Source organism: Anabaena sp. UHCC 0204 (assembly GCF_009711975.1).
In the GTDB taxonomy this organism is placed as follows: domain Bacteria; phylum Cyanobacteriota; class Cyanobacteriia; order Cyanobacteriales; family Nostocaceae; genus Dolichospermum.
Map to the genome: position 1 here is coordinate 57,643 of NZ_VIKW01000019.1, position 20,511 is coordinate 78,153.

At 35.9% G+C, this 20,511-nt stretch carries 25 protein-coding genes; 6 read left to right on the forward strand and 19 right to left on the reverse strand.

The window, feature by feature from the left end:
• Nucleotide 1: 1 nt before the first annotated feature.
• The 10 genes from FJR04_RS16100 to serS all read right to left on the reverse strand — a co-directional run bounded on the left by FJR04_RS16100 (nucleotide 2) and on the right by serS (nucleotide 5,112).
• Complete coding sequence (locus tag FJR04_RS16100; protein ID WP_168496543.1) at nucleotides 2–145, reverse strand: type II toxin-antitoxin system VapC family toxin; 144 nt, start codon at nucleotides 143–145, stop codon at nucleotides 2–4.
• Nucleotides 146–373, reverse strand: a complete 228-nt coding sequence (locus FJR04_RS16105) for an antitoxin (protein ID WP_168496545.1) — start codon at nucleotides 371–373, stop codon at nucleotides 146–148.
• A gap of 277 nt (nucleotides 374–650) precedes the next feature.
• The gene (locus FJR04_RS16110) at nucleotides 651–1,034 is read right to left on the reverse strand and encodes a PIN domain-containing protein (protein ID WP_168496547.1); all 384 of its coding nucleotides are present in this window, start codon (nucleotides 1,032–1,034) and stop codon (nucleotides 651–653) included.
• Entirely contained in the window at nucleotides 1,027–1,269 is a 243-nt protein-coding gene (locus tag FJR04_RS16115; RefSeq protein ID WP_168496549.1) for a hypothetical protein, read from the reverse strand. Before FJR04_RS16115 ends, FJR04_RS16110 begins: the two co-directional genes overlap by 8 nt.
• Nucleotides 1,270–1,473: 204 nt before the next feature.
• On the reverse strand, nucleotides 1,474–1,695 hold the full coding sequence (locus FJR04_RS16120; RefSeq protein ID WP_096572027.1) for a type II toxin-antitoxin system HicB family antitoxin: 222 nt from the start codon (nucleotides 1,693–1,695) through the stop codon (nucleotides 1,474–1,476).
• Nucleotides 1,696–1,697: 2 nt separating this feature from the next.
• Nucleotides 1,698–1,925 (reverse strand): type II toxin-antitoxin system HicA family toxin, encoded by a 228-nt coding sequence (locus FJR04_RS16125; protein WP_168496551.1) that lies wholly within the window; start codon nucleotides 1,923–1,925, stop codon nucleotides 1,698–1,700.
• Nucleotides 1,926–2,118: 193 nt separating this feature from the next.
• Entirely contained in the window at nucleotides 2,119–2,385 is a 267-nt protein-coding gene (locus tag FJR04_RS16130; protein WP_168496553.1) for a Txe/YoeB family addiction module toxin, read from the reverse strand.
• Nucleotides 2,379–2,615, reverse strand: a complete 237-nt coding sequence (locus FJR04_RS16135; protein WP_168496555.1) for a type II toxin-antitoxin system Phd/YefM family antitoxin — start codon at nucleotides 2,613–2,615, stop codon at nucleotides 2,379–2,381. The genes FJR04_RS16130 and FJR04_RS16135 overlap by 7 nt, the downstream gene beginning before the upstream one ends.
• Before the next feature lie 429 nt (nucleotides 2,616–3,044).
• Entirely contained in the window at nucleotides 3,045–3,638 is a 594-nt protein-coding gene (locus FJR04_RS16140) for a hypothetical protein (protein WP_168496557.1), read from the reverse strand.
• Between the two features lie 193 nt (nucleotides 3,639–3,831).
• The gene (gene serS, locus FJR04_RS16145) at nucleotides 3,832–5,112 is read right to left on the reverse strand and encodes a serine--tRNA ligase (protein ID WP_168496559.1); all 1,281 of its coding nucleotides are present in this window, start codon (nucleotides 5,110–5,112) and stop codon (nucleotides 3,832–3,834) included.
• 303 nt (nucleotides 5,113–5,415) lie between these two features.
• Here serS and FJR04_RS16150 point away from each other — a divergent pair, with 303 nt between their 5' ends.
• Complete coding sequence (locus tag FJR04_RS16150; protein WP_168496561.1) at nucleotides 5,416–6,000, forward strand: Uma2 family endonuclease; 585 nt, start codon at nucleotides 5,416–5,418, stop codon at nucleotides 5,998–6,000.
• Nucleotides 6,001–6,026: 26 nt separating this feature from the next.
• Here FJR04_RS16150 and FJR04_RS16155 read toward each other — a convergent pair whose 3' ends face one another.
• Nucleotides 6,027–6,596 (reverse strand): DUF3611 family protein, encoded by a 570-nt coding sequence (locus FJR04_RS16155; protein WP_168496563.1) that lies wholly within the window; start codon nucleotides 6,594–6,596, stop codon nucleotides 6,027–6,029.
• 116 nt (nucleotides 6,597–6,712) lie between these two features.
• On the opposite strand from FJR04_RS16155, the gene FJR04_RS16160 reads away from it, so the two are divergent.
• Nucleotides 6,713–7,246, forward strand: a complete 534-nt coding sequence (locus tag FJR04_RS16160) for a cofactor assembly of complex C subunit B (RefSeq protein ID WP_168496565.1) — start codon at nucleotides 6,713–6,715, stop codon at nucleotides 7,244–7,246.
• A gap of 406 nt (nucleotides 7,247–7,652) precedes the next feature.
• On the opposite strand, the gene FJR04_RS16165 is transcribed toward FJR04_RS16160, so the two are convergent.
• Nucleotides 7,653–7,970, reverse strand: coding sequence for a DUF3155 domain-containing protein (locus FJR04_RS16165; protein WP_168496567.1), 318 nt, complete (start codon nucleotides 7,968–7,970; stop codon nucleotides 7,653–7,655).
• A 265-nt stretch (nucleotides 7,971–8,235) separates the two neighbouring features.
• On the opposite strand from FJR04_RS16165, the gene FJR04_RS16170 reads away from it, so the two are divergent.
• Nucleotides 8,236–9,582, forward strand: a complete 1,347-nt coding sequence (locus FJR04_RS16170) for an ATP-binding protein (protein ID WP_168496569.1) — start codon at nucleotides 8,236–8,238, stop codon at nucleotides 9,580–9,582.
• A gap of 19 nt (nucleotides 9,583–9,601) precedes the next feature.
• Here the strand turns inward: FJR04_RS16170 and FJR04_RS16175 are convergent, their stop codons facing one another.
• The 5 genes from FJR04_RS16175 to FJR04_RS16195 all read right to left on the reverse strand — a co-directional run bounded on the left by FJR04_RS16175 (nucleotide 9,602) and on the right by FJR04_RS16195 (nucleotide 13,475).
• Nucleotides 9,602–10,843 (reverse strand): S-layer homology domain-containing protein, encoded by a 1,242-nt coding sequence (locus FJR04_RS16175; protein ID WP_254445304.1) that lies wholly within the window; start codon nucleotides 10,841–10,843, stop codon nucleotides 9,602–9,604.
• A 349-nt stretch (nucleotides 10,844–11,192) separates the two neighbouring features.
• The gene (locus tag FJR04_RS16180; RefSeq protein ID WP_168496571.1) at nucleotides 11,193–11,888 is read right to left on the reverse strand and encodes a conjugal transfer protein TrbI; all 696 of its coding nucleotides are present in this window, start codon (nucleotides 11,886–11,888) and stop codon (nucleotides 11,193–11,195) included.
• A 153-nt stretch (nucleotides 11,889–12,041) separates the two neighbouring features.
• On the reverse strand, nucleotides 12,042–12,452 hold the full coding sequence (locus FJR04_RS16185; protein ID WP_168496573.1) for a type II toxin-antitoxin system VapC family toxin: 411 nt from the start codon (nucleotides 12,450–12,452) through the stop codon (nucleotides 12,042–12,044).
• Nucleotides 12,453–12,454: 2 nt separating this feature from the next.
• The gene (locus FJR04_RS16190; protein ID WP_168496574.1) at nucleotides 12,455–12,691 is read right to left on the reverse strand and encodes a type II toxin-antitoxin system Phd/YefM family antitoxin; all 237 of its coding nucleotides are present in this window, start codon (nucleotides 12,689–12,691) and stop codon (nucleotides 12,455–12,457) included.
• A gap of 412 nt (nucleotides 12,692–13,103) precedes the next feature.
• A complete protein-coding gene (locus FJR04_RS16195) occupies nucleotides 13,104–13,475 on the reverse strand; it encodes a restriction endonuclease subunit S (protein ID WP_168496576.1) in 372 nt (123 codons plus the stop codon).
• 93 nt (nucleotides 13,476–13,568) lie between these two features.
• On the opposite strand from FJR04_RS16195, the gene sbcC reads away from it, so the two are divergent.
• On the forward strand, nucleotides 13,569–16,595 hold the full coding sequence (gene sbcC / locus FJR04_RS16200; protein WP_168496578.1) for an exonuclease subunit SbcC: 3,027 nt from the start codon (nucleotides 13,569–13,571) through the stop codon (nucleotides 16,593–16,595).
• Nucleotides 16,596–16,992: 397 nt separating this feature from the next.
• Complete coding sequence (locus FJR04_RS16205) at nucleotides 16,993–17,511, forward strand: hypothetical protein (RefSeq protein ID WP_168496580.1); 519 nt, start codon at nucleotides 16,993–16,995, stop codon at nucleotides 17,509–17,511.
• Nucleotides 17,512–17,751: 240 nt separating this feature from the next.
• Here FJR04_RS16205 and FJR04_RS16210 read toward each other — a convergent pair whose 3' ends face one another.
• Nucleotides 17,752–17,940, reverse strand: a complete 189-nt coding sequence (locus tag FJR04_RS16210) for a hypothetical protein (RefSeq protein ID WP_168496582.1) — start codon at nucleotides 17,938–17,940, stop codon at nucleotides 17,752–17,754.
• Nucleotides 17,941–18,337: 397 nt separating this feature from the next.
• Between FJR04_RS16210 and FJR04_RS16215 the strand changes: the two genes are divergently transcribed.
• Nucleotides 18,338–19,018, forward strand: coding sequence for an HAD family hydrolase (locus tag FJR04_RS16215; RefSeq protein ID WP_168496583.1), 681 nt, complete (start codon nucleotides 18,338–18,340; stop codon nucleotides 19,016–19,018).
• Between the two features lie 49 nt (nucleotides 19,019–19,067).
• On the opposite strand, the gene FJR04_RS16220 is transcribed toward FJR04_RS16215, so the two are convergent.
• Nucleotides 19,068–19,688 carry a CPP1-like family protein gene (locus FJR04_RS16220; protein ID WP_168496586.1) on the reverse strand — a complete coding sequence of 207 codons (621 nt, stop codon included), beginning with the start codon at nucleotides 19,686–19,688 and terminating at the stop codon, nucleotides 19,068–19,070.
• Between the last annotated feature and the right edge of the window lie 823 nt (nucleotides 19,689–20,511).

The window sequence follows — 20,511 nt, forward strand, 5'->3', positions numbered from 1 at the left end:
ATCATTGATTAATGAAAATGTCTGATAGTGTGATGGAAGAAATGCCAATATCAGAAATTAACAAAGTTTTAAATCGCGCTATAACTTTTTCTGGCTTTTGTTTAATCAGATAAATACAGATGTTAGTATCGAGAAGATATTGCATTTAAAATTCCTCTCTTTTATCAACAGAAAGTTGATCTCTAGTGGTCATAAAATCATCAGAAAATTGATCTAAACTATCAATTAAACTTTGCCAAGGATTATCTTTACTAATAAGAATAATGGCATTACCAATTTTTTTTATATAAACTTCTGTCCCCGTTATTTGAAAATCTGAGGGTAATATCACCGTTTGATGAGTACCATCACTGCTAAGTTTAGCTGTGTTCATGATATATTGCCTCTAATTCAGGTTAGTTGCTTATGCTTTGATTATAGCTAAAAATTCTCTGAATCAGGATGTCCAGGATTTGAGGATGTACAAGATGGTTTTTTAATATTCATCTATATTTTCAGAAATTGCGCTAATTCAAACATCCTAAAATATCAAACTCAAATATAATCCTGTTAATCCTTTAATCCTGGTTATCCTGATATGGCTTGCGCCACGCTACGCTATCAGACAGTTAAATTTTAATAAAAAACGGTGCATTACATTTCATTAACGCCTAACGTAATAATCTAATTTCAACCCCCACATTAATACTACCCCACAACCTATCAGTTGTTAGAACAGGCTGATTAAGAATAATACCTAATGCTAAACAAGCTCTATCACCAAATGAAAGCCCGATTGATTTAGTGATTGGGCGCAACATTCCTGCTTTTAAAGCTTGTTCTTCATTAAAATTAATAACTTCAAGATTGAGATCAGAAATAATCTGTCTAATATCTTCTTCCGGTATTCCTGCATCAGCTAATTTTGCTATAACTTCGGATAAATTCACTGTACTAATTGCAGCTTTACCAATAAAATTTAAAACTTCTTTGCTACCAGTTTCTTGATTAAGCAAAGCTAAAATAGCAGAAGCATCTAAAACAACTTCACTCATTCAAACTTTCCTCTCTTCGTTCCTGAATTAATTCTTCAGAAAGTTTTCTACTAGCAGGAATATATTTTCTAAAAATAGCCTGAGCATTTTGCACAGAAGTTTGTAGATGATGTTCAATTGGGCGATCTTCTAATACAATAACAGCGTTATATTCTCCCATTGGTATATCTACAGAAGAATTGACTAATAATTTACCATCATTTGTTATAGTTACTTTTATGTCTAGTGTTTTCATAGTTTACTCAATTAGTAAATGCTCATATTAATTATACCAAATTTTTCAGAATCAGGATGTCCAGGATTTGAGGATTTACAGGATGGTTTTTTAATATTAATCTACATTCTCATAAATTACATTAATTCAAATATCCCATAATATCAAACTCAAATATAATCCTGTTAATCCTTTAATCCTGGATATCCTGATTCTGACAGTTAATTATACATTACTGAGTGCTTTAACTTGAGAAATAGCACGTTCAACATCTGGTAATTTTTGACCATGTTTTTCTGCTGTTTCTAACCATAAATCTCTGACAATGATCAATTCTTGTAATGTTTCTTCTAAAGTTTCTCCCTGTGCTAAACATCCCTTTAATGCTGGAATTTCAGCTACAAAACCGCCTTCTTCACAGGGATAAACAACTATGGGATAATTCATGATTATGCTCCTTCTATTAATTCTAATACTCGTTTAACATAAACTGATTTTACCCGATTATTATGTACGGGAATTACTAAAATGATATCATCTTTGATAAAGATATGATGACTACCTGTAATTCTATCTAATAGAAAAGTATCTAATTCTAACAGTTTACGAATATCACTAAATTTGGCATTATTGGGGCTATTTGTTAATTTTTCAATCAGTTTATCTTTTTTGACCATTTTCCGCTAATAGAATTTTTAACATTATTTATCAGAATCAGGATGTCCAGGATTTGAGGATTTACAGGATGGTTTTTTAATATTAATCTACATCTTCAGAAGTTGCACTAATTCAAATATTCCAGAACATCAAAATCAAATATAATCCTGTTAATCCTTTAATCCTGGTTATCCTGATTCAGACAGAAAAATACTACTCATAATGTGTCCACATTCGTAAAACTTTGATAGTATTTTCATCTTCAATCACTTCATATACTAAACGATGTTGAATATTAATTCGTCGTGAATATGCACCTTCTAAATCTCCTACTAACTTTTCATAAGGTGGAGGATTTTGAAACGGATTGACCTGAATAATATCAAGTAAAGTTTGTGCTTTATCTTTTAAATTACTTGCAGATAATTTTTTAGCATCTTTCTGAGCCTGTTTAGTATAAACTAACTTCCAATTTACCACTCTAATTCCCCATCACATTCTGCAATCGGTGTTGCTAATCCTTCTTTAATTGATTCTCTCATTCCTGGAATAGAAAGTAAATATAGTGTTTCTTGGATAGATTTCCAGTCACTTTCAGATAATAATACTGCGTTGTTATTTTCTCCTGCAATGATAATAGGTTGATGAGATTGATTAACTGAATCAATTAAATTCTGTAGTTGCTGTTGTGCTTGATTAATTGAAATCATAATCTTTTTTTGAGATTACATTATTATAATAAATAATAGCATAGAATTTAAAAAAATGTCAGAATCAGGATGCACAGGATTTGAGGATGTACAGGATGATTTTTTCATGTTCATCTAAATCTTTAGAAGTTGCATTTTGTCTGAATCAGGATGTCCAGGATTTGAGGATGTACAGGATGTTTTTTAATATTCATCTACATCTTCATAAATTGTATTTTGTCAGAATCAGGATATCCAGGATTTGAGGATGTACAGGATGGTTTTTTAATATTCATCTATATTTTCAGAAGTTGCACTAATTTTAATATCCCAGAATATCAAAATCAAATATTATCCTGTTAATCCTTTAATCCTGGTTATCCTGATTCTGACAATTAAATTTTAATAGAAAACGGTGCGTTACATTTCATTAATGCACCTTACTAGCTATTAATTATTTATTTTTCTTCTTGAAAGATACCATTTCTTAAACTTATACTCAGCATGGTATAACTCAACTGCAAACAAGAACCAAATTAAAAACATCCCACCTATAATATCTGATGCTTCATAACCTTTATCTATCAAAGTTTCTATAATTAATTCACTACTGGGAATTAATACAAGAAATGGTCCATAAGTTATTGCAGCAGGTAACGTAGCAAAAACAGAAATAACAAAACCTAAAAGAACTGTTTTCCAACTCTTAAATCTAAGCCATTTAGGAGGATTGCTCCAAAATATTTTCAGAATTAGTAAATATAATCCTACAAAAATTAGATATATTATCAAAGATAATATTAAAAATAATAGGACTGCTAATAATGCTACGTGAGGTTCTGGGACTTGACTAAATAAAAATTTTAAATATAAAAATAAAAAGTGGTATATTTCAACAATCCCTATAATTGCTCCCATAAATGTGGGTATAGAAAGACCTAATGCTCTCCAAATACATACTCCAATAACTTTAGGATCACGCCCAAAAAATATCCAATAAATAATATTTAATACTAGAATGACACTCAGGTTTATAATAGACATTTAATGCACCTTAGAGTATGTTATGGTCGAGTGAAAAAGCAAGTATATCAAATAACTTCAAACTATAATTTTATAGTAACCAATTATTAATTCATAGATATTAAAATTGTAACATTTATTTGCATAATTTTACTGCTTATTACATAAAGTTACGTAGAGACGCAACCAAAACGCCTCTACAAAAACCCCTAAACTACAAAACCTCCCTACCCAAATAAACCTGCAAAACCTCCGGTACTTTAATCGTCCCGTCTGGTTGCTGATAATTCTCCAAAATCGCCGCCATAGTCCTTCCCACAGCTAAACCAGAACCATTCAAAGTATGCACAAATTGCGTCCCTTTCTTACCTGCTTCCTTAAACCGAATATCCGCCCTTCTTGCTTGAAAATCCACACAATTAGAACAACTAGAAATCTCTCGATACTTCCCAGAAGATGGCAACCAAACCTCTAAATCATAGGTCTTCGTTGCCCCAAAACCTAAATCAGCAGTACATAAATTAATCACTCGATAAGGCAATTTTAAACCCTGTAAAATAGATTCTGCACTTCCTACTAACTTCTCCAATTCATCAAAAGAATCTTCCGGTTTTACTAACTTCACCAACTCAACTTTATTGAATTGATGCAACCGAATTAAACCCCGCATATCCCGTCCATAACTTCCTGCTTCCCGACGAAAACATGGCGTATATGCACAGTGATAAATCGGTAAATCTTCCGCGTTGATAATTTCTCCCCGATAAAAATTTGTAACCGGAACTTCCGCAGTGGGAATTAACCACAATTCATCATCTGCACATTTAAAACTTTCTTCTGCAAACTTGGGTAATTGTCCTGTTCCGGTTAAAGAATCTGTATTAACTAACAACGGTGGACTAATTTCTATATACCCATTTTCAATATGCTTAGAAAGCATAAATTGAATTAACGCTCTTTCTAAAGCTGCACCCGCACCTATCAAACTCACAAACCGGCTTTGGGCAATTTTTACCGCTCTTTCAAAATTCAAAATACCCAACTTTTCCCCAATTTCCCAATGAGGTAAAATATTCTGATTTTCCGGTATATATTCATCTCCCCATCTTCTCACTTCTGGGTTATCGTCTTCACTTGCACCTATGGGAGTAGAATCACTGGGTAGGTTAGGAAGTGCTAAGAGTAATTCTTGAATTTGCGCTTTTAACTCTTTTTCCTGGGGTTCTAATCCGCTTAATGTGGTTTTGAGGCTGTTTCCTTCATCCTTTAAGGCTTGTATTTCTGGATCTTGAGGATTAACACCAGATTTTACCTTTTGTCCAACTAGTTTACCAATTTCATTACTCCGGGCTTGAAGTTCGTTGCGTTTTCCTTCTAGTTCCCGTTGTTTTTGGCTCAAATCTAATATAGGCTGAATGTCGTATTTACCACTACGAGTATTCAGCTTTTCTTGTACCAGTTGGGGGTTTTCTCTAATTTGTTTAATATCCAGCATTGGTAAGTTTTGGTTGGTTTTGGTAAATTGTACTTGATTGACGTGATTCAACAGCACAGAATCATAAAATTGATCAAATCATCCATTTTTCATCTGCGTTTATCTGCATTTATCTGCGTTTAATTATAAATTGCTACAATAATAATGAGAAGTGGAAAATCAAGAAAATATTGTGGAAGGTGTAGGGGCGAAGCATTCGGATTATAACCTTGGGTAAAAACCGATAATTTATCGCCCGAATGCTTCGCCCTTACCTGAATCCTTACTTTATCCATTCCCTACCCTTGAAGGAGATTATCAGCTATGATCACATCTGAATCAGTAATTTTAAATATTAAAAAAGTTGGTTTAAGTGATGAACAATTTTATCACCTCTGTCACACTAACGAAGATTGGAAACTAGAAGAAACTGCTAAAGGAGAATTAATAATTATGCCTCCAGTGGGTGCAATTAGTGGAAATAGAGAATCAGAATTTAATGCTGATGTTGCAATTTGGAATCGTAAAACTAAGCTAGGAAAAGTCTTTAGTTCTTCCACTATTTTCACTTTACCTAATGGTGGTAAACGCTCCCCTGATGTCGCTTGGATAGCTAATGAACGTTGGGAATCTTTAAGCATTGAAGAACAGGAAAAATTCCCTAAAATTTGTCCTGATTTTGTTATAGAATTGCGTTCTCGTACCGATTCTTTGAGTCAATTACAGGATAAAATGCAAGAATATCTAAATAGTAGTTTACGTTTAGGTTGGTTAATTGATCCGCAAAATCAACAAGTAGAAATTTATCGTCTCAATCAATCTGTAGAAATAATATCATTACCAACCTCTTTATTAGGAGAAGATGTTTTACCAGGATTTATTCTGGAATTACCTCTTTTCAATGATTGATAATAGCAATTCTACCTTTTACCAAACTATTTAGTAATGCGATTCAGCAGAAATAATGAAGCTATAAGCCCAGAAAAGTGGGCTGAGATAGTATTGATATTCGCTTGGACTACAAACATATCTAAACCGCTAATAAACGGTTGGTTGCCTTGAGTACCGAATAAAAACTGGGTTTGGGTAATCGCTCTGGCTGCTAAACTACCAACTATGGCCTGCGCCCCCAATAGTGTAAAGAGAATTCCTCCTAAATTTACCCATATTCCTAAACGTAAGACTTGCACAGTCTCGCTTTTACGAGGGCGGTTATTAGGATTGCTAGATTGGAGGTCTTTGGAAATTCTGGTGTACCGGAAAGCCAAATAAATGCCCACACCCAAGGTAATTAGTCCGCAAATTGCTAAGAAAAGGCCAAATCCTGTTCCCGGATTGTTCGCTGGGCTTCCTGGTCTTTGACTAGAAATAGCATATAGCAGTAAAATTACCCCAGAAACCACACCTAATACTAACTGAATCCAGAAACTAATCCAACCTGCTAGGCGAAATTTTTGGGCTATAAATCTAAGATTAGATGATGGGGTTTCGGAGTTTTGTGACATATAAAAATTAAATGTTAAAGATTAAAAAACAACTTCTGTCTGTTGTCTGTTACCTGATTCCAGAATAATTGATAATGGTTTAAGTCTACTAAAAATTTCAGACGTAAAAATTCGTTATGGATTCTACTGTTTCGCAATCTACTTTCCTGTTAACTTTGCTGTTATCAGTTGGTTTGTTTTTCTTTATCCGCGCTTCAACTAAAGATCGTATAGAAGTAATGCGACTGGTTTCAGAGCAGGGTGAGGAAACGTTAATGAGTTCATTAAAGGAATATTTTCGCTCTCGTGCTTATCGAGTATTAGCAGTAGATTCGACTAAAAATCAAGTCACTTTTGAGGGATTTGTTAGACCTAGCTGGTTTTTAACTGTGTTTTTGACTTTACTAGCAGCGGTGGGTTTAGGTTGTCTAGCATTGGTTTTATCAATGCTTTTTCCTGATTTTGGGCAGTTTTTTCTGTTATTAATCCTGTTTGCGCCTTTAAGTGGTCTGTTGTACTGGAAAAAATCTGGAAGACTTGAGAAGGTGTCACTAAAGATGGAAAATATCCGCAGTGGACAAAACTTCTCAAGTACAATTACTGTTACTGCCCATAGAGATGAACTTGCTGAGTTACAAAGGGCATTACAGCTAAAGACGCTTGACACTTGATTGATTGTTGGGGATGAAAACCATCGCTATCTACATTAATCTAGACTTCTGACTAAACTTTTGAGCAAATAGGCAGTAGGGAGAAAGGAAAAATTTAATTTGGTTGACAGAGCTTGCTAGTAGTCCAAGTTAGTGAGAGCATGAATTCATGCTGCGTTTTTGGATTCTCCTAGCTCTGTCACTATTCTCTGCGGGATAAGCTGATAATGAATTGACTCATATAACCAAATTAGGTTTATGAGAAATTGATTATGCGTTGACTTGAGAGAAGTTGTTTAAACCCTACTGGCAGATTCAACCACAAAATTAAAAAAAATGGAATTTTTGAATAAACAGGTCAAAATGGCCAGTTAATTATTGTCAGAGTCAGAAGTAACAGTTAAGAGATATGATGGTCATTTGTTGTTTATCTACTAGCCATAGCCACAGCTTCTTGTGCTGTAGACGGTTCTAGAACCTTGAGGCTAGGAAACAAGAAATGATTCTCTTCTACGTATTGAGCGCCAAACAGACCTTTTTCCGCCCAGAAATAACGGTCTGTTGTATGTTCATTACGCTTTACTAGTAGCAGCGCGGGTGGCAAAATACCTTCAGCTTGAATGAATTTTCTTGCTGCTGTCACAGGTTTATCTTCGCCACTTTCAATGCTGTACTGAGGAATATGTTCAAGTATCCGTCGTCCTTCTTGTCTGCGACGACTCTTCCGCTTACGTCTCCTTGCCAACCTATTGTCCTCCTGTTTCAAGCTATAGATTGTAGTTTTGGCTACAAAATCCGTCGTCATTATATAAGTTCTATCTTAAAAAATCAATGGGTTTTAATGTTTTGATACAACTGAGGGAAAAACAATTAAAAATTAAGAATTAAAAATTAAAAAATTTCTGCTTCTGTATCTCTTGCCTTCCTTTTGCCTCTTAACCCATTCCCAGATTACACTAGATAGCTAATAACCTTTCTCATGTTTTCTGACCTTCTAGATTCCTGAACTCATGCTAATGTCTGCTAGTTCTGATTTTCTTGCTCTTTGTCGAGAGCAAATAGCCCTGCTAACCCAAGGAATGGGAGCGTCTTTTAGTGTAGTTTATTTAACACAAGAATTGGTGGAAAAACCCACAGGTGATGCCCGACTGATTCCGGTAATGGTGTATCCGGAAACGATGGTATTAACCCATGGTGATGAATATGGTGAAACACAGGACGGTTATTCCATAGGGATTGCTAATGTTTTGGCGTTACCAAATCAACAAAGAAGGTTGTTAAAACCAACTTCCGTATCTTCGCATCCATCACCGGAATCCGATGCAACTGGAAAACAAAGTTTACAAGATGAATATTTACTCAGCAATAACCAAATTGTTTTACCGCTGATTTATGAGGGTGTAATGATGGGGTTATTGGTGACTGCAAGGGACGACAGGGAATGGAATGAACGGGAAGAGGGGGACATTGAACGGATTGCTAAAACATTAGCGATCGCTTGCATTTTAGACCAACGTCAGGCATGGTTGCAACACCAACTCCAACAAGAACAAATTCTGCAAGAGGAACAACGGGATTTATTAGATAATCTTTTGCACCAATTTCGTAACCCTTTAACTGCTATCCGCACCTTCGGTAAATTACTATTTAAGCGAATGCTTCCTGCTGATACTAATCGTGAAGTAGCTACTAGTATAGTCCGGGAGAGCGATCGCTTACAAGAATTATTACAACAGTTTGATCAGGTCATTGATTTAAATACAGCAGATTTAGCACCCCGTCCCCTACCAGAGTCTCAGGTAGTTATGAATGAAAATGTGCAGAAGCCAGCTAAACCTGCGTTATTATTACCCGGAACAGGAGAAAAGTTAAGTGATTGTTCCCTTGCCGATTTATTAGCGCCTTTGTTAATATCGGCTCAAGCGATCGCTCAAGAACGAAACTTACAATTAATTACAGAAATTCCCCACCATTTGCCTTTAGTTAAAGTGAATGAAAAGGCTTTACGGGAAGTATTGAGTAATATTATAGATAATGCTTTGAAATATACTCCCGCTGGTGGGAAAATTTTAGTCCAATGTGGGCAAAAAAAAGGTAACTTTCAAGGAATTGCTATTAGTGATAATGGTCCTGGTATTCCCCCTGAAGACTTAGAACATCTAGGAGAAAGACATTACCGAGGCGTACAAGCACAAACAGAAATTCCTGGGACTGGTTTAGGAATATCCATTGCTAAACAGTTAATAGCAGAAATGCAGGGAAACATAGAGGCTTTTAGTCCGGCAATTAACTCAGTTATCACCTTACCTCATACCCCAGGAACTACTTTTATAATTTGGTTGTTGACTGTTGATTAGATAGTTAATTTGTCAGTTTTTACCTAACTGTAATGGGCAAATCTTGATTCATTGTCAATTGCAAATCTGTATTAGGTTCAATAGCAATTAAATCAACACTACTTTTCCCAAAGAATAAACCAATTAATGCCCCAATTCCTGCACCGCCTAAAACTTCTTCTGTCGCAATAGCTCTATCTCCTGTCACCGCAGAGACGGCTGCGGCTGCGGCTGCACCAAGGGCAGTATTTTTGATAATTGTACTTGTGCTAGTTCCTTTTCTAACGGTTTCAGTTTTAGTAATTACATTAGAAGTAGCACTTATTTGATATTCTTGACCTGATGTTAAAATCAATTTTTGAGCAACAAATTGAGAACCCCCCTGAGCCGGTTTAAGTTCACCAACAATTTGACTACCAGCAGGAACTATCACTGTACCATTTTGAGTAATGATATTTTGAGATGTCATTAAAGTTAAAGGGGCTGTTTCATCTTTGGTGACAAGAATTTTTTCAGCTTTTTCGTACTTAACAGGAATTGTAGTTCCTTGGGGTATAGTTGCAGATGTTGGTTGTGTGGGAGTAGTTTGTAAAGCCACAATATAGGGAGAATTTATAGCGGAAGCTTGGTTAGAACTAACTAATGCTTGATAAATAAAAGCTGCTACTTGCGCTCTTGTTGCGTTGGTAGTTGGGTTGAGGAAATTGACATTAGGATAGTTGACAACCATGCGTCTTTCCACAGCGGCTGCTATAGGACTACGGGCATAGTCAGCAATATTAGAAGCGTCATTAAAAGTTTGGAGAATGCTATTAATATTGGCACTAGGAGAATAGTTTAAACCATTCGCAAGAGAAACTAAAACTTGTTGACGGGGAATTGCTTGATTAGGTTCAAAACGATTGCCAGGATAGCCAGAGAGGAAACCAGTAACATAAGATTGTTGAATAGCATTATATGCCCAAAAATTGGTAGCTACATCATTAAATCTGATGCCTTGTCGTTGGGCTGATTTATTGAAGGCTTTATTCAACATAGCCGCAAATTGAGCGCGGGTTACTGCTTCTTCAGGACGGAAACTACCATCAGGAAAACCAGCAATAATTTCCCGTCTTGATAATTCTTGAATAAATTGTGATGCCCAATAGTTAGATTGCACATCATTGAAAGAGGTTTGAGCAAAAGCTGGAGTAGTGATAACAAAAGGAATAACAGCAGTAGATGTAATACTCAAAGCCATTACTAATGCTGTTTTTGATTGCCAATTTTTGAAAGTAACCATTTATTCTCTGCCTCTAAATTTATTTTTTTGTGGTTAATAATACAGACAATCGTAAAAATAGATAGTTCCCATTATTTTCGATGTTAGCAGTAGTTAATTAACGTTTTGTCTAGAAAGACTATGTATAATCTAATATAGCATTTTTTATTGATTTCTGTATACCTCTAGAGGTTGAAGTAGCTAATTTTGGTTACAGACTTGAAAAAGTAAGCAGTAAAAAAGTTCCCCAGATAGTTATTTTAAGCTCTATTGGACAATAAACGTACAAAAATAAAGCGATCGCTCACCATGATTTATGTAAGCATCGCTTTATTCAGATCATTAAATTCACACTTAACAGCAATTAAGTTTATTGACGATTTATAACTAAATTGGAAGTGAGAGTAATCGCTAAATCTGTATCTGGTCTGAGAACAAAAACATCAGATTTTTCTTTCCTTAGTAATACACTTGCCAAAGCCCCGGCTGCTGCACCACCAACAGGTTCTAAAACTTCAATTTTCTTATTACCTGTCAGCAAGGAAATCACAGTAGCTGCACCCGCACCAATAGCAGCATCAGTTAATATTTTTCCAGTGCTTGCTCCCTCACTAATTGTTTCTGTTTGGGTGATTGTTTGGGAGTTAGCAAAAATCTGTTGTCGTTGTCCAGAAGGAAAGATTAATTCTCTAGCTACAAAGCGGACACCTTGATTAGTTTCAGTATCCCTATCTCTGGAATAAGTGCTATTTAAGTTAACTGGTTGTAATTCACCGATCACTTCAGTATTTATAGGGATTAAAATATTTCTGTTGCTATCAGTAATATTATCCGCTATTCTCAGAGTTAGGGGTAATGTTTCACCAGGTTTAACAATAACTTTCTCTTTTTCGTAAGTAACAGGTAAAGTCGCACCAGAGCGAATACTAATTGTTCGAGACTGATTCAGATTGTATCCTTGAGCAAGAGCCGGAGCAAAGGATACTAAAGGGATAGCTGCACCTGTTGTAATGGCTATGGCCATGAGTGCAGCAGTGCTAGATTGCCAACGGATAGGATGACTCATCGTAGGGCTGCCATAATAATATGTGATATGTAGGATGACGTGGATTAACTGGGATAGTTTCTGGGGAAATATTACTCATATAGCCATGGACAGGGTAGTTAGAACATCACTTGATAATGAAACTGACTCTTGTAGAGATGTTCTGCCAGATTTTCAATTGCTTTTAAGCCAGTTTTCAACTTTCAAATTAGGGACACGGGAAAATTCACGGACATTGTTTGTAATTACAGTTAGATTCAAACTTATTGCATGGGCAGCAATTAATAAATCATTACCGCCGATTGGTGTTCCTTGTTGTTCTAAATAAGTACGAATTTCTGCGTAATATTCCTCAATAGGATGAGTAAGAGGTAGTATTTCTATGCTATCCAAAATTAATTCTAGTTTTTCTATCAATTTTGGGGAATTCTTCTTTCTCGCTCCAAATCTTGACTCACAAGCTACAATAATACTTGTACAAATTTTATCTTCTCCTACTTCTTGAATTTTGGAAAATATTACACCTCTGGGATTTTTGATCAGTTCAGAAAGGATGTTTGTATCTAATAAATATAAATAACTCATGGTTAAAAATCGATATTATCTAAGGGTAATAGTCCTGCATCTATATCTGCATCTGCAAAATCTTCGTCTAGTGGTTCAAGGGTAGAAAGTGTTTGCAGAAGGGATTTTTTCTTAATAGGAGAAATGATAGCCAAGGGAATACCATTTTCTGTAATGGTTAGGGGTTCACCTGTTTTTTTAGCTTGGTTAATTAAGGTTTGCAGGGTTTGGGGAAGTTCAGAAAGGGTAATTTGTGTCATGGTGGTTTCTGGGGTGAGGGGATGATATATATATATTGTATGAGAGAAAGTAAATATTAAGTAGGGTGTATGCTGTGCAAATATTTGGAAGTTTGAGAGGTAAGAATTAACCGTAACACCCCACATTTATCACCAGCAATTTTGACAACAAAAATAGAATATTATACAATATAGTTGTACAACTTCTTGAAATACTCATAATCAAGAGAAAGAATTATAGCATTTTCTAGTCTAACGAGGTACAAATTTATCTGCGTTCATCTGCGTTCATCTGCGGTTAATTCTTTCTTCTTGTACCTCACTTGAATGGGAATAGTTTTGAGTGAATTTTATAATTTCAATGAAGTTTATTAACCCATAGGTATTTTTCATCCTGTTAATCCTTTAATCCTGGACATCCTGATTCTGACAATTACACCGTTAATAATTTTTGGACAGCAGCATTGATGATTTTTTCGCTCTCTGTTTGAGTTTGTGTTAGTTTGGTTTCTAGTTCATCACATAGTTTCATTAATTTATCTACTTTGGAAACAATGCGTTTTTGTTCTTCAAATGGGGGAAGTGAAACTAAAATTTTGTTTAGTTTCTCTTGGTTAATTTTGGGCATAGCTACACGAGTGTCATTTTTAACAACAATATTTAAAAATGTTCGAGAAAGCATATAAATAACCAAATAGACATCTCCAACAAAAATTGTAGAGCCGAAAATCCCTGGTTTAAACCACGCATATTTAATTTTCACTCCTATGTCTATTGTAAATTTTTGTAAAATTGATGTCTTCAAGACTAGAAACCTGCTTGCTAGATAGCTAAACTAAAAATTAAGTGCATCTGTACTGTTAACGATCAAAATTGTAAATGTGGCACTATAGCCTGAATGATCCCAGTTCAACTTATCATTAAAAATTTTCTCAGTTACCGTGATGCAGCTTTAGATTTTAGCGGCTTGCATACGGCGTGTATTTGTGGTTCTAATGGTGCGGGAAAATCTTCTCTTTTAGAAGCTATCACTTGGGCAATTTGGGGTGAAAGCCGCGCTACTATTGAAGATGATGTGATTCATTCTGGTGCGAAAGAAGTCCGAATTGATTTCACTTTCCAAAGTGGTCAGCAAACTTATCGGGTAATTCGCAACCGGGTAAGAGGTGGAACTAGTATTTTAGAATTTCAAATTGAAACTCCTGCTGGGTTTCGTCCGTTGACTGGAAAGGGCTTAAAAGCCACCCAGGATGTCATTCTCGAACATATCAAGCTAGATTATGAGACTTTTATTAATTCGGCTTACTTACGTCAAGGGAAAGCCGATGAATTTATGCTCAAACGTCCCGCTGAACGCAAGGAAATTTTAGCGGAGTTATTAAAACTAAATCAGTATGATGAGTTGGAAGAACGCGCAAAGGATAATTCTAAAATTTATCGAATTAGAGGAGAAGATTTAGAAAACTCTTTAGAAAATATCAAAATTCAACTCCAACAACGGGAAGCAACGGAAAGCCGACGCGCTGAGTTGGAAGCACAACTGAATGATTTACAACAGGTGCAAGCTTTTGAGAAGATTCAATTACAAAGTTTGCAAGTTATCCAACATCAACGGCAAAATTGGGAACAACAATTAAATTTTGTACGGCAACGATATGATCATCTTAGTCAAGATAGCGATCGCTTGCAACAAGAACGATTATCTGTAAAATCCCAATTAACAGATTTAGAAAAGATTATCAATCAACAAACTGATATCCAAGCTGGTTATACTCAATATCAAAATCTGCAATCCCAAGAAGAAATCTTTGCAGCTAAGTTTGAACAACATACCCGCGCTACAAATTTAAAACAACAAAAACAACAACAGCTATATAAACAAACTCAAGATTTAGAACGCCAATTTCAACAAGCAGAAGCTCAATTAGCAGCTTTAGAACAACAAGAACAAGAAATTTCCCAAACCTTGAGTAAATCTGGAGATATAGAAACAGCTTTATCACAATTAAATAACGCCCGTCAGCATTTGACAAATTTAGATCAATTGCAAATGCAAGTAACTCCATTATTACAACAAAGGGCAAGTTTGCAAAATCAATTAGATCGCACTCATGCAAGTTTAGTAGCGCGATTGGAACAAATGCAAGCAACAGAAAAGCAACTACAAAATCAACATCATCGTCAACCTAAATTACAACAAGCAGTCATCGAAGTAGGAACACAAATTGAAGAATTAGAAAAAAAGCGCGTTTATCTGCAAAGAGTCCAGGAAAAAGGACAGGAAAGACGACATTTTATTGAACGTTTGCAAGCTCACCAACGAGATTATGAAAGGTTGTTGGGAGAACTAGAACAAAAATTGCAAATGTTACAAAATCCCGATGCAACTTGTCCTTTATGTGAACGTCCTTTAGATGAACATCATTGGAGTAAAGTTGTTGAAAAAACCCAATTAGAATATCAAGATACCCAAGGACAATTTTGGGTAGTACGGGAACAAATGGCGGTTTCAGATCGGGAAATTCAGGTACTCAGACAAGAATATCGGGAAATATCCCAAAAGTTATCTGGTTATGATTCCTTGCGAGAACAAAGAGGACAATTAGCAGCACAGCTACAAGCTACAAGTGATGTGCAAGAACAGTTAATGCAAATTATTTCCGAAAAACAACATTTAGAAACTTGTTTAGAAACTGGTAATTATGCACCAGAAAAACAAGCGGAAATTCAAGAATTAGATCAATATCTCCAACAGCTTAATTATAGCGAACAAGACCACGCTCTCGCCCGGAATGAGGTGGAAAGATGGCGCTGGGCAGAAATTAAACAAGGACAAATTAAGGATGCCTTAAAACGCCAATCACAACTAACAACTAAAAAACCAGAATTAACAGCGAATATTGCCCAATTACAATTGCAAATTCAACAGGGACAAACTGACTCTGATTGCGCTAAAGAAATCACTAATTTAGAACAGGAAATTGCCGAAATTGGTTATAGTTCAGAACAACATAATTACCTGCGTCAAGGTGTCCGTCAAGGGCAAGGTTGGCAATTACGGCATCAACAACTATTATCAGCCCAAGAACAATATCCCCAATTAAGAAATAAATGTCAAGACTTAGAAGAATCTTTGCAAAAAATCTTTAAAGAACGAGAAATATTAACTCAACAAATTGATGATATTGTTAAACAATTGTCCGATAGTGCTAACCCAACAGCCCAAATTAATATTTTAGAACAACAATTAGCAAATCGGCGACAGGAACTAGATCATAAAATATCTCAGTTGGGACAATTAAAACAAATGGCGTTGCAATTAGCAACTTTGCAAAATCAATATGAACAAGAAATACAACAATTGCAAACTTGCAAACAACAACAGCGTGTTTATCAGGAATTAGCTCAAGCTTTTGGTAAAAATGGCATTCAAGCCTTAATGATTGAAAATATTTTACCTCAACTAGAAGCAGAAGCTAATCAATTACTTTCTCGATTGAGTGCAAATCAATTTCACGTCCAATTTATCACCCAAAAGGCGGGACGTAGTGGCAAATCTAGCAAGAAAAATGCTAAATTAATAGATACATTAGATATCTTAATTGCTGACGCTAGAGGAACAAGATCCTATGAAACTTATTCCGGTGGAGAAGCTTTTAGAATTAACTTTGCCATTCGTTTAGCTTTAGCCAAATTATTAGCCCAAAGAGCCGGAGCATCATTACAATTATTAGTAGTAGATGAAGGATTTGGTACACAAGATGGGGAAGGATGCGATCGCTTAATAGCCGCAATTAACGCCATATCTTCTGATTTTGCCTGTATCCTCACTGTAACTCATATGCCCCACCTCAAAGAAGCCTTTCAAGCCCGAATTGAAGTTAGTAAAAACCAGCAAGGTTCACAATTACAGTTATTAATGTAAAAGAAATTGTCAGAAATGGCTAACGCCACGCTGCGCTATCACGATGTCCAGGATTAAAGGATGAATAGGATTAAAACTGAGATTTTATCACCAACCCTTCGGCTACGCTCAGGACAAGTCACCAATTACCAATTATTTAGTTTTATTTTACCCATCTTTTTACCCATCTTTAATATTGAGCAAAATAAAATTTGCACTTTCATCTATCTAGGGAAATAGATTTTAATTTGTAGTTAATCTAAGATTAACCTATTGATAGAAAGTTTATTTTTTTTGAATAAATACTTCATTTTTACAAAAAAATCTGATAGATTATCGGTATTGAGTTTTGCATTGTCAGTCTCACCTGAGAAAATTTCATAAACTCGATTCCCTATCATTAATTTAGTTGTTAAATATGGATATCTTGTTTGTTCACGATGAAAAAAGTAAAAACATCATCGGATGTTATGGTGATACAGAAGGAATTGCAACAGTTGTTGTCACGGTATTTTCAGATAATAGTAAGTATGAAATTATTGATTCTGTATTCCGTCGTCGTCTGGGGTTGAAGCCAACTGCTGATGATTTGCTAGGATTGGTTGATACCCATAAAGTTAAATATATTATGGGCAATAAACTCATACAAAATGTTTACAGTGGTGGAACATTAGCCAAAAACTATGAGTTTCCTGTTGATATTCAATGGGAAACCAACGATATTAATGTTGAGAAACTGCTATTTTTAACTGAATGTTATCTCAATGAAGGGAGGTTAAATTTAGCGGCTGATGTCGAAAACGTCATAGAAAAAGAATTACGGGCTTTCGATTTCCAAAAATACCGAGATTATAATCAAGCCAGTCACAGGCTATTTGCATTCTTTCATGCGATCGCTACTGCGCGTCCATCCACTCCCACTTGGGCAAAATCTTAAGAGAACATAATTAAGGGACTTCCAAAAAAAATAAAATCTCTCATCAAAAACATCTCTAATCATTTGATTGCTAAAACTCAACCAGAATCTACGGAGACAACTTGACCAATTGATCATTGGTAATTGATAATTGTCTATTGTTGAAATACCGTGAGATGATTTGAATTTTTAGCTCTGCGGTAATTGTAACGAAAAAAGACCTCTAGAACTGTTTCTAGAGGCTTGATTTTTGCTAATTAACTAAAAACCAAAGAAACCAAGAATAGGTAAGTCATAAACGAAGCTTGGGAGTATTTCGGGTAATGAATTATTAACTAGTATGGGAATAACATCAAGAAAATTATCAATAGCAGGAGCAGGAAAATTAGCACCACCTGAAGTATTTTCTTGTTCCTGAATAGATATGTTAGTAAATAGTTTGTTGTTCATAATTCGTGGTTTTTCTATGTAACAAACATTGACTGTAGCTATTAGTTTTGAAGTAATCTCAACTAATATGAATAATAGTATAGTCAGATTGGCATTAAGTTTTATTCAAAAGGAGGGAAGTTTTAAAATTTGCCTTTTGCTACTAAAATGGTGTGTTGCTTGCCATCTACAGATACAATTGCTTACTGCCAAGCACGTTAAAGATTATCAATATAATTTTGTTGAGCATCAAAAATCCAGCAAACCCTTATAGCGGTTCTCGCTTGAGTGAGATACAAGAACCCCACCCCCAACCCCCACCCCGCAAGCGAGGAAGGGGCTATGATGTATCTCATTCAAATACATACTGCTATATCTGTTATTGTTGTTAAGTTTATATGGCTAACATTATTTGCTGATGCTGAGATTAATTACTGACTTTGACGGTCCAATTATGGACGTTTCTGAACGGTACTACCGTGTTTATCAGTTATGTCTAGAGAAAACCCGATATTCTGAGCAAACAATTACAGAACTTTCTAAAGCCGAATTTTGGCAATTGAAGCGATCGCACACTCCCGAAATCGAAATTGCCTTAAAATCAGGTTTAGATCCCCAACAAGGGCAACAATTTTCCCAAATTCGTAAACAAACGGTTCACACCTTACCTTATTTCCAATATGATGCCCTGATCCCGACGGCATTAGCCGCACTCAGCCAAATTAAATCCGCCGGTGTTGATTTAGCCGTGATGACGATGCGACGGGTAAGAGAACTCGATTATGCCTTCAATCAACACAATTTAGGTGAATTTTTCCCAGAAAACCGCCGTTATTGTCTGAGTAACGACTATGTAAAAACCCGTGATGTGGAAGATAAACCTTTATTAATGACGAGAGCATTAGCGGAACTACCACCTGCGGCTGATACGTGGATGGTAGGAGACACCGAAGCCGACATTGCTGCGGCCAAAAAACATGATATTAAAATTATTGCAGTTGAGTCTGGTATCCGCGATCGCACACAATTAGCATCTTATCAACCCGACCTAATTATGCCAGATTTAAAAACCGCTGTAGCGTTTATCCTCAACCAGTAAATAGCTCAAACCAGAATGGGTAATCGGCCATCAACCAATTACCCACTACTTAACGTAAAAAACTACTTACTAACCACATTAATATAAAAGTCAACAGCGTAGAAAACTGATTAGCTGTCACGTTTATCAATGGTACTGGTAATATCAAGCCAGCAATTAAACCCCCAACAATTAAGCCAGTAATTAAACTGACTAACGTGAATAAAACTGCTCGACCAAATTTACCTTCCTTGCGATTGAGGAAGTAAACACCAACACCCACCCCAACTACCAATGCTAGTTGGAGAATTTGCTCGCCACCAGCATAAAACAAACTAATTGCACTTAAACCCAGATACCAAGCTCCTGGTAACAATACATCTGGTAATGTCGGCTGATCCAAACTCCGTTGTAACCAAGCAGGAGACTGCTGACTAAGAGTTGGACTTGCTTGGGGAGAAGATGGAACTCGCATTTCTGGAAACCGAATCCGCTCAGGTACTTTGATTTTACCTTCTTGGCGCATCCGTAGGCGCTCCATTAGAATTGCATCATAAGCCGCTTCAATTACTTCTAGGTTATTACCCTCACCACCATGTTGTTCCAACAGGCGATTCCGAGCATCCTGAATTTCATCAAAGCTTGCATCTTCTGATACCCCAAGTTTTTCGTAGGGATTTTGATCACTCATAGGAGTTTATTACTTTAGCCTTAGTAAGCGGCACTCTTTATTTTACAGAAAAACAACTTTAGATTTTATATTGCTCGAAACAAGTGGACAGGGCAAACGCATACAGAATGGTGAAATACTCCGCACACTGTCTTACAGATGAATGTGGGTTTTTGAGCTACTCCTCAACGGGGACATTGACTGAGCTTGAAAACTGAGTGTTCCCTGGTTCTTTGATTGCTCAAAGTCAGTGCTATTTAATTTCCAACCAGCAATTATGCTTACAGCATACTCCGCGAACGGTTTTGTTTGAACTTATTTCTAATATACACTGATTTGCTCTTTTCCCTCTTCTCTCACCTACAAGATTGGACAGAGGCTTCCCATCCTCCCGTATTGTCATTATAGTTGAGTATTTACCAATACCATAAACTTGTGTATATAGTAAGACTACTATACAATACTATTGTTTAGAGCTAAGGAAAGAAAAGGGGCAGGGGAGCAAACCCCATACTTAACAATCCAAATCTAAATATTGTTAGGCGGACAAAAATTCAGGCTTGTGGAGACAAGAAATAATCAGGATAATCATCCTTGTCCCCTGTAAATTTTTAATTACTGCCAAATTCAGAGGCAACAGGGAACACTTCGACCCTTTGATAAGCTCAGGGTATCGCCAGATCAGTGCATCGCGGGCAACAGGGAACAGAAAAAACTCATGTTTGAGTTAAACATGAGATGAAAATAATGACACTGTTTTTTCGCTGCTCGTCATCTTTTAAAAACATCCTTTTTTGACTGAGCTTTAAACTAGTCCAAATGAGTGTTTCTTATCTGTTCCCTG

Bases quoted from the DNA above. Each gene is read 5' to 3' on its own strand.
- FJR04_RS16125 (WP_168496551.1), bottom strand. From the start codon at position 1,925: ATGGTCAAAAAAGATAAACTGATTGAAAAATTAACAAATAGCCCCAAT.
- FJR04_RS16150 (WP_168496561.1), top strand. From the start codon at position 5,416: ATGATCACATCTGAATCAGTAATTTTAAATATTAAAAAAGTTGGTTTA.
- sbcC (WP_168496578.1), top strand. From the start codon at position 13,569: ATGATCCCAGTTCAACTTATCATTAAAAATTTTCTCAGTTACCGTGAT.
- FJR04_RS16220 (WP_168496586.1), bottom strand. From the start codon at position 19,688: ATGAGTGATCAAAATCCCTACGAAAAACTTGGGGTATCAGAAGATGCA.
- FJR04_RS16205 (WP_168496580.1), top strand. From the start codon at position 16,993: ATGGATATCTTGTTTGTTCACGATGAAAAAAGTAAAAACATCATCGGA.
- FJR04_RS16190 (WP_168496574.1), bottom strand. From the start codon at position 12,691: ATGACACAAATTACCCTTTCTGAACTTCCCCAAACCCTGCAAACCTTA.
- FJR04_RS16215 (WP_168496583.1), top strand. From the start codon at position 18,338: ATGCTGAGATTAATTACTGACTTTGACGGTCCAATTATGGACGTTTCT.
- FJR04_RS16140 (WP_168496557.1), bottom strand. From the start codon at position 3,638: ATGTCTATTATAAACCTGAGTGTCATTCTAGTATTAAATATTATTTAT.
- FJR04_RS16185 (WP_168496573.1), bottom strand. From the start codon at position 12,452: ATGAGTTATTTATATTTATTAGATACAAACATCCTTTCTGAACTGATC.
- FJR04_RS16175 (WP_254445304.1), bottom strand. From the start codon at position 10,843: ATGGTTACTTTCAAAAATTGGCAATCAAAAACAGCATTAGTAATGGCT.
- FJR04_RS16160 (WP_168496565.1), top strand. From the start codon at position 6,713: ATGGATTCTACTGTTTCGCAATCTACTTTCCTGTTAACTTTGCTGTTA.
- FJR04_RS16105 (WP_168496545.1), bottom strand. From the start codon at position 373: ATGAACACAGCTAAACTTAGCAGTGATGGTACTCATCAAACGGTGATA.
- FJR04_RS16100 (WP_168496543.1), bottom strand. From the start codon at position 145: ATGCAATATCTTCTCGATACTAACATCTGTATTTATCTGATTAAACAA.
- FJR04_RS16110 (WP_168496547.1), bottom strand. From the start codon at position 1,034: ATGAGTGAAGTTGTTTTAGATGCTTCTGCTATTTTAGCTTTGCTTAAT.
- FJR04_RS16180 (WP_168496571.1), bottom strand. From the start codon at position 11,888: ATGAGTCATCCTATCCGTTGGCAATCTAGCACTGCTGCACTCATGGCC.
- FJR04_RS16210 (WP_168496582.1), bottom strand. From the start codon at position 17,940: ATGAACAACAAACTATTTACTAACATATCTATTCAGGAACAAGAAAAT.
- FJR04_RS16120 (WP_096572027.1), bottom strand. From the start codon at position 1,695: ATGAATTATCCCATAGTTGTTTATCCCTGTGAAGAAGGCGGTTTTGTA.
- serS (WP_168496559.1), bottom strand. From the start codon at position 5,112: ATGCTGGATATTAAACAAATTAGAGAAAACCCCCAACTGGTACAAGAA.
- FJR04_RS16115 (WP_168496549.1), bottom strand. From the start codon at position 1,269: ATGAAAACACTAGACATAAAAGTAACTATAACAAATGATGGTAAATTA.
- FJR04_RS16135 (WP_168496555.1), bottom strand. From the start codon at position 2,615: ATGATTTCAATTAATCAAGCACAACAGCAACTACAGAATTTAATTGAT.
- FJR04_RS16170 (WP_168496569.1), top strand. From the start codon at position 8,236: ATGCTAATGTCTGCTAGTTCTGATTTTCTTGCTCTTTGTCGAGAGCAA.
- FJR04_RS16155 (WP_168496563.1), bottom strand. From the start codon at position 6,596: ATGTCACAAAACTCCGAAACCCCATCATCTAATCTTAGATTTATAGCC.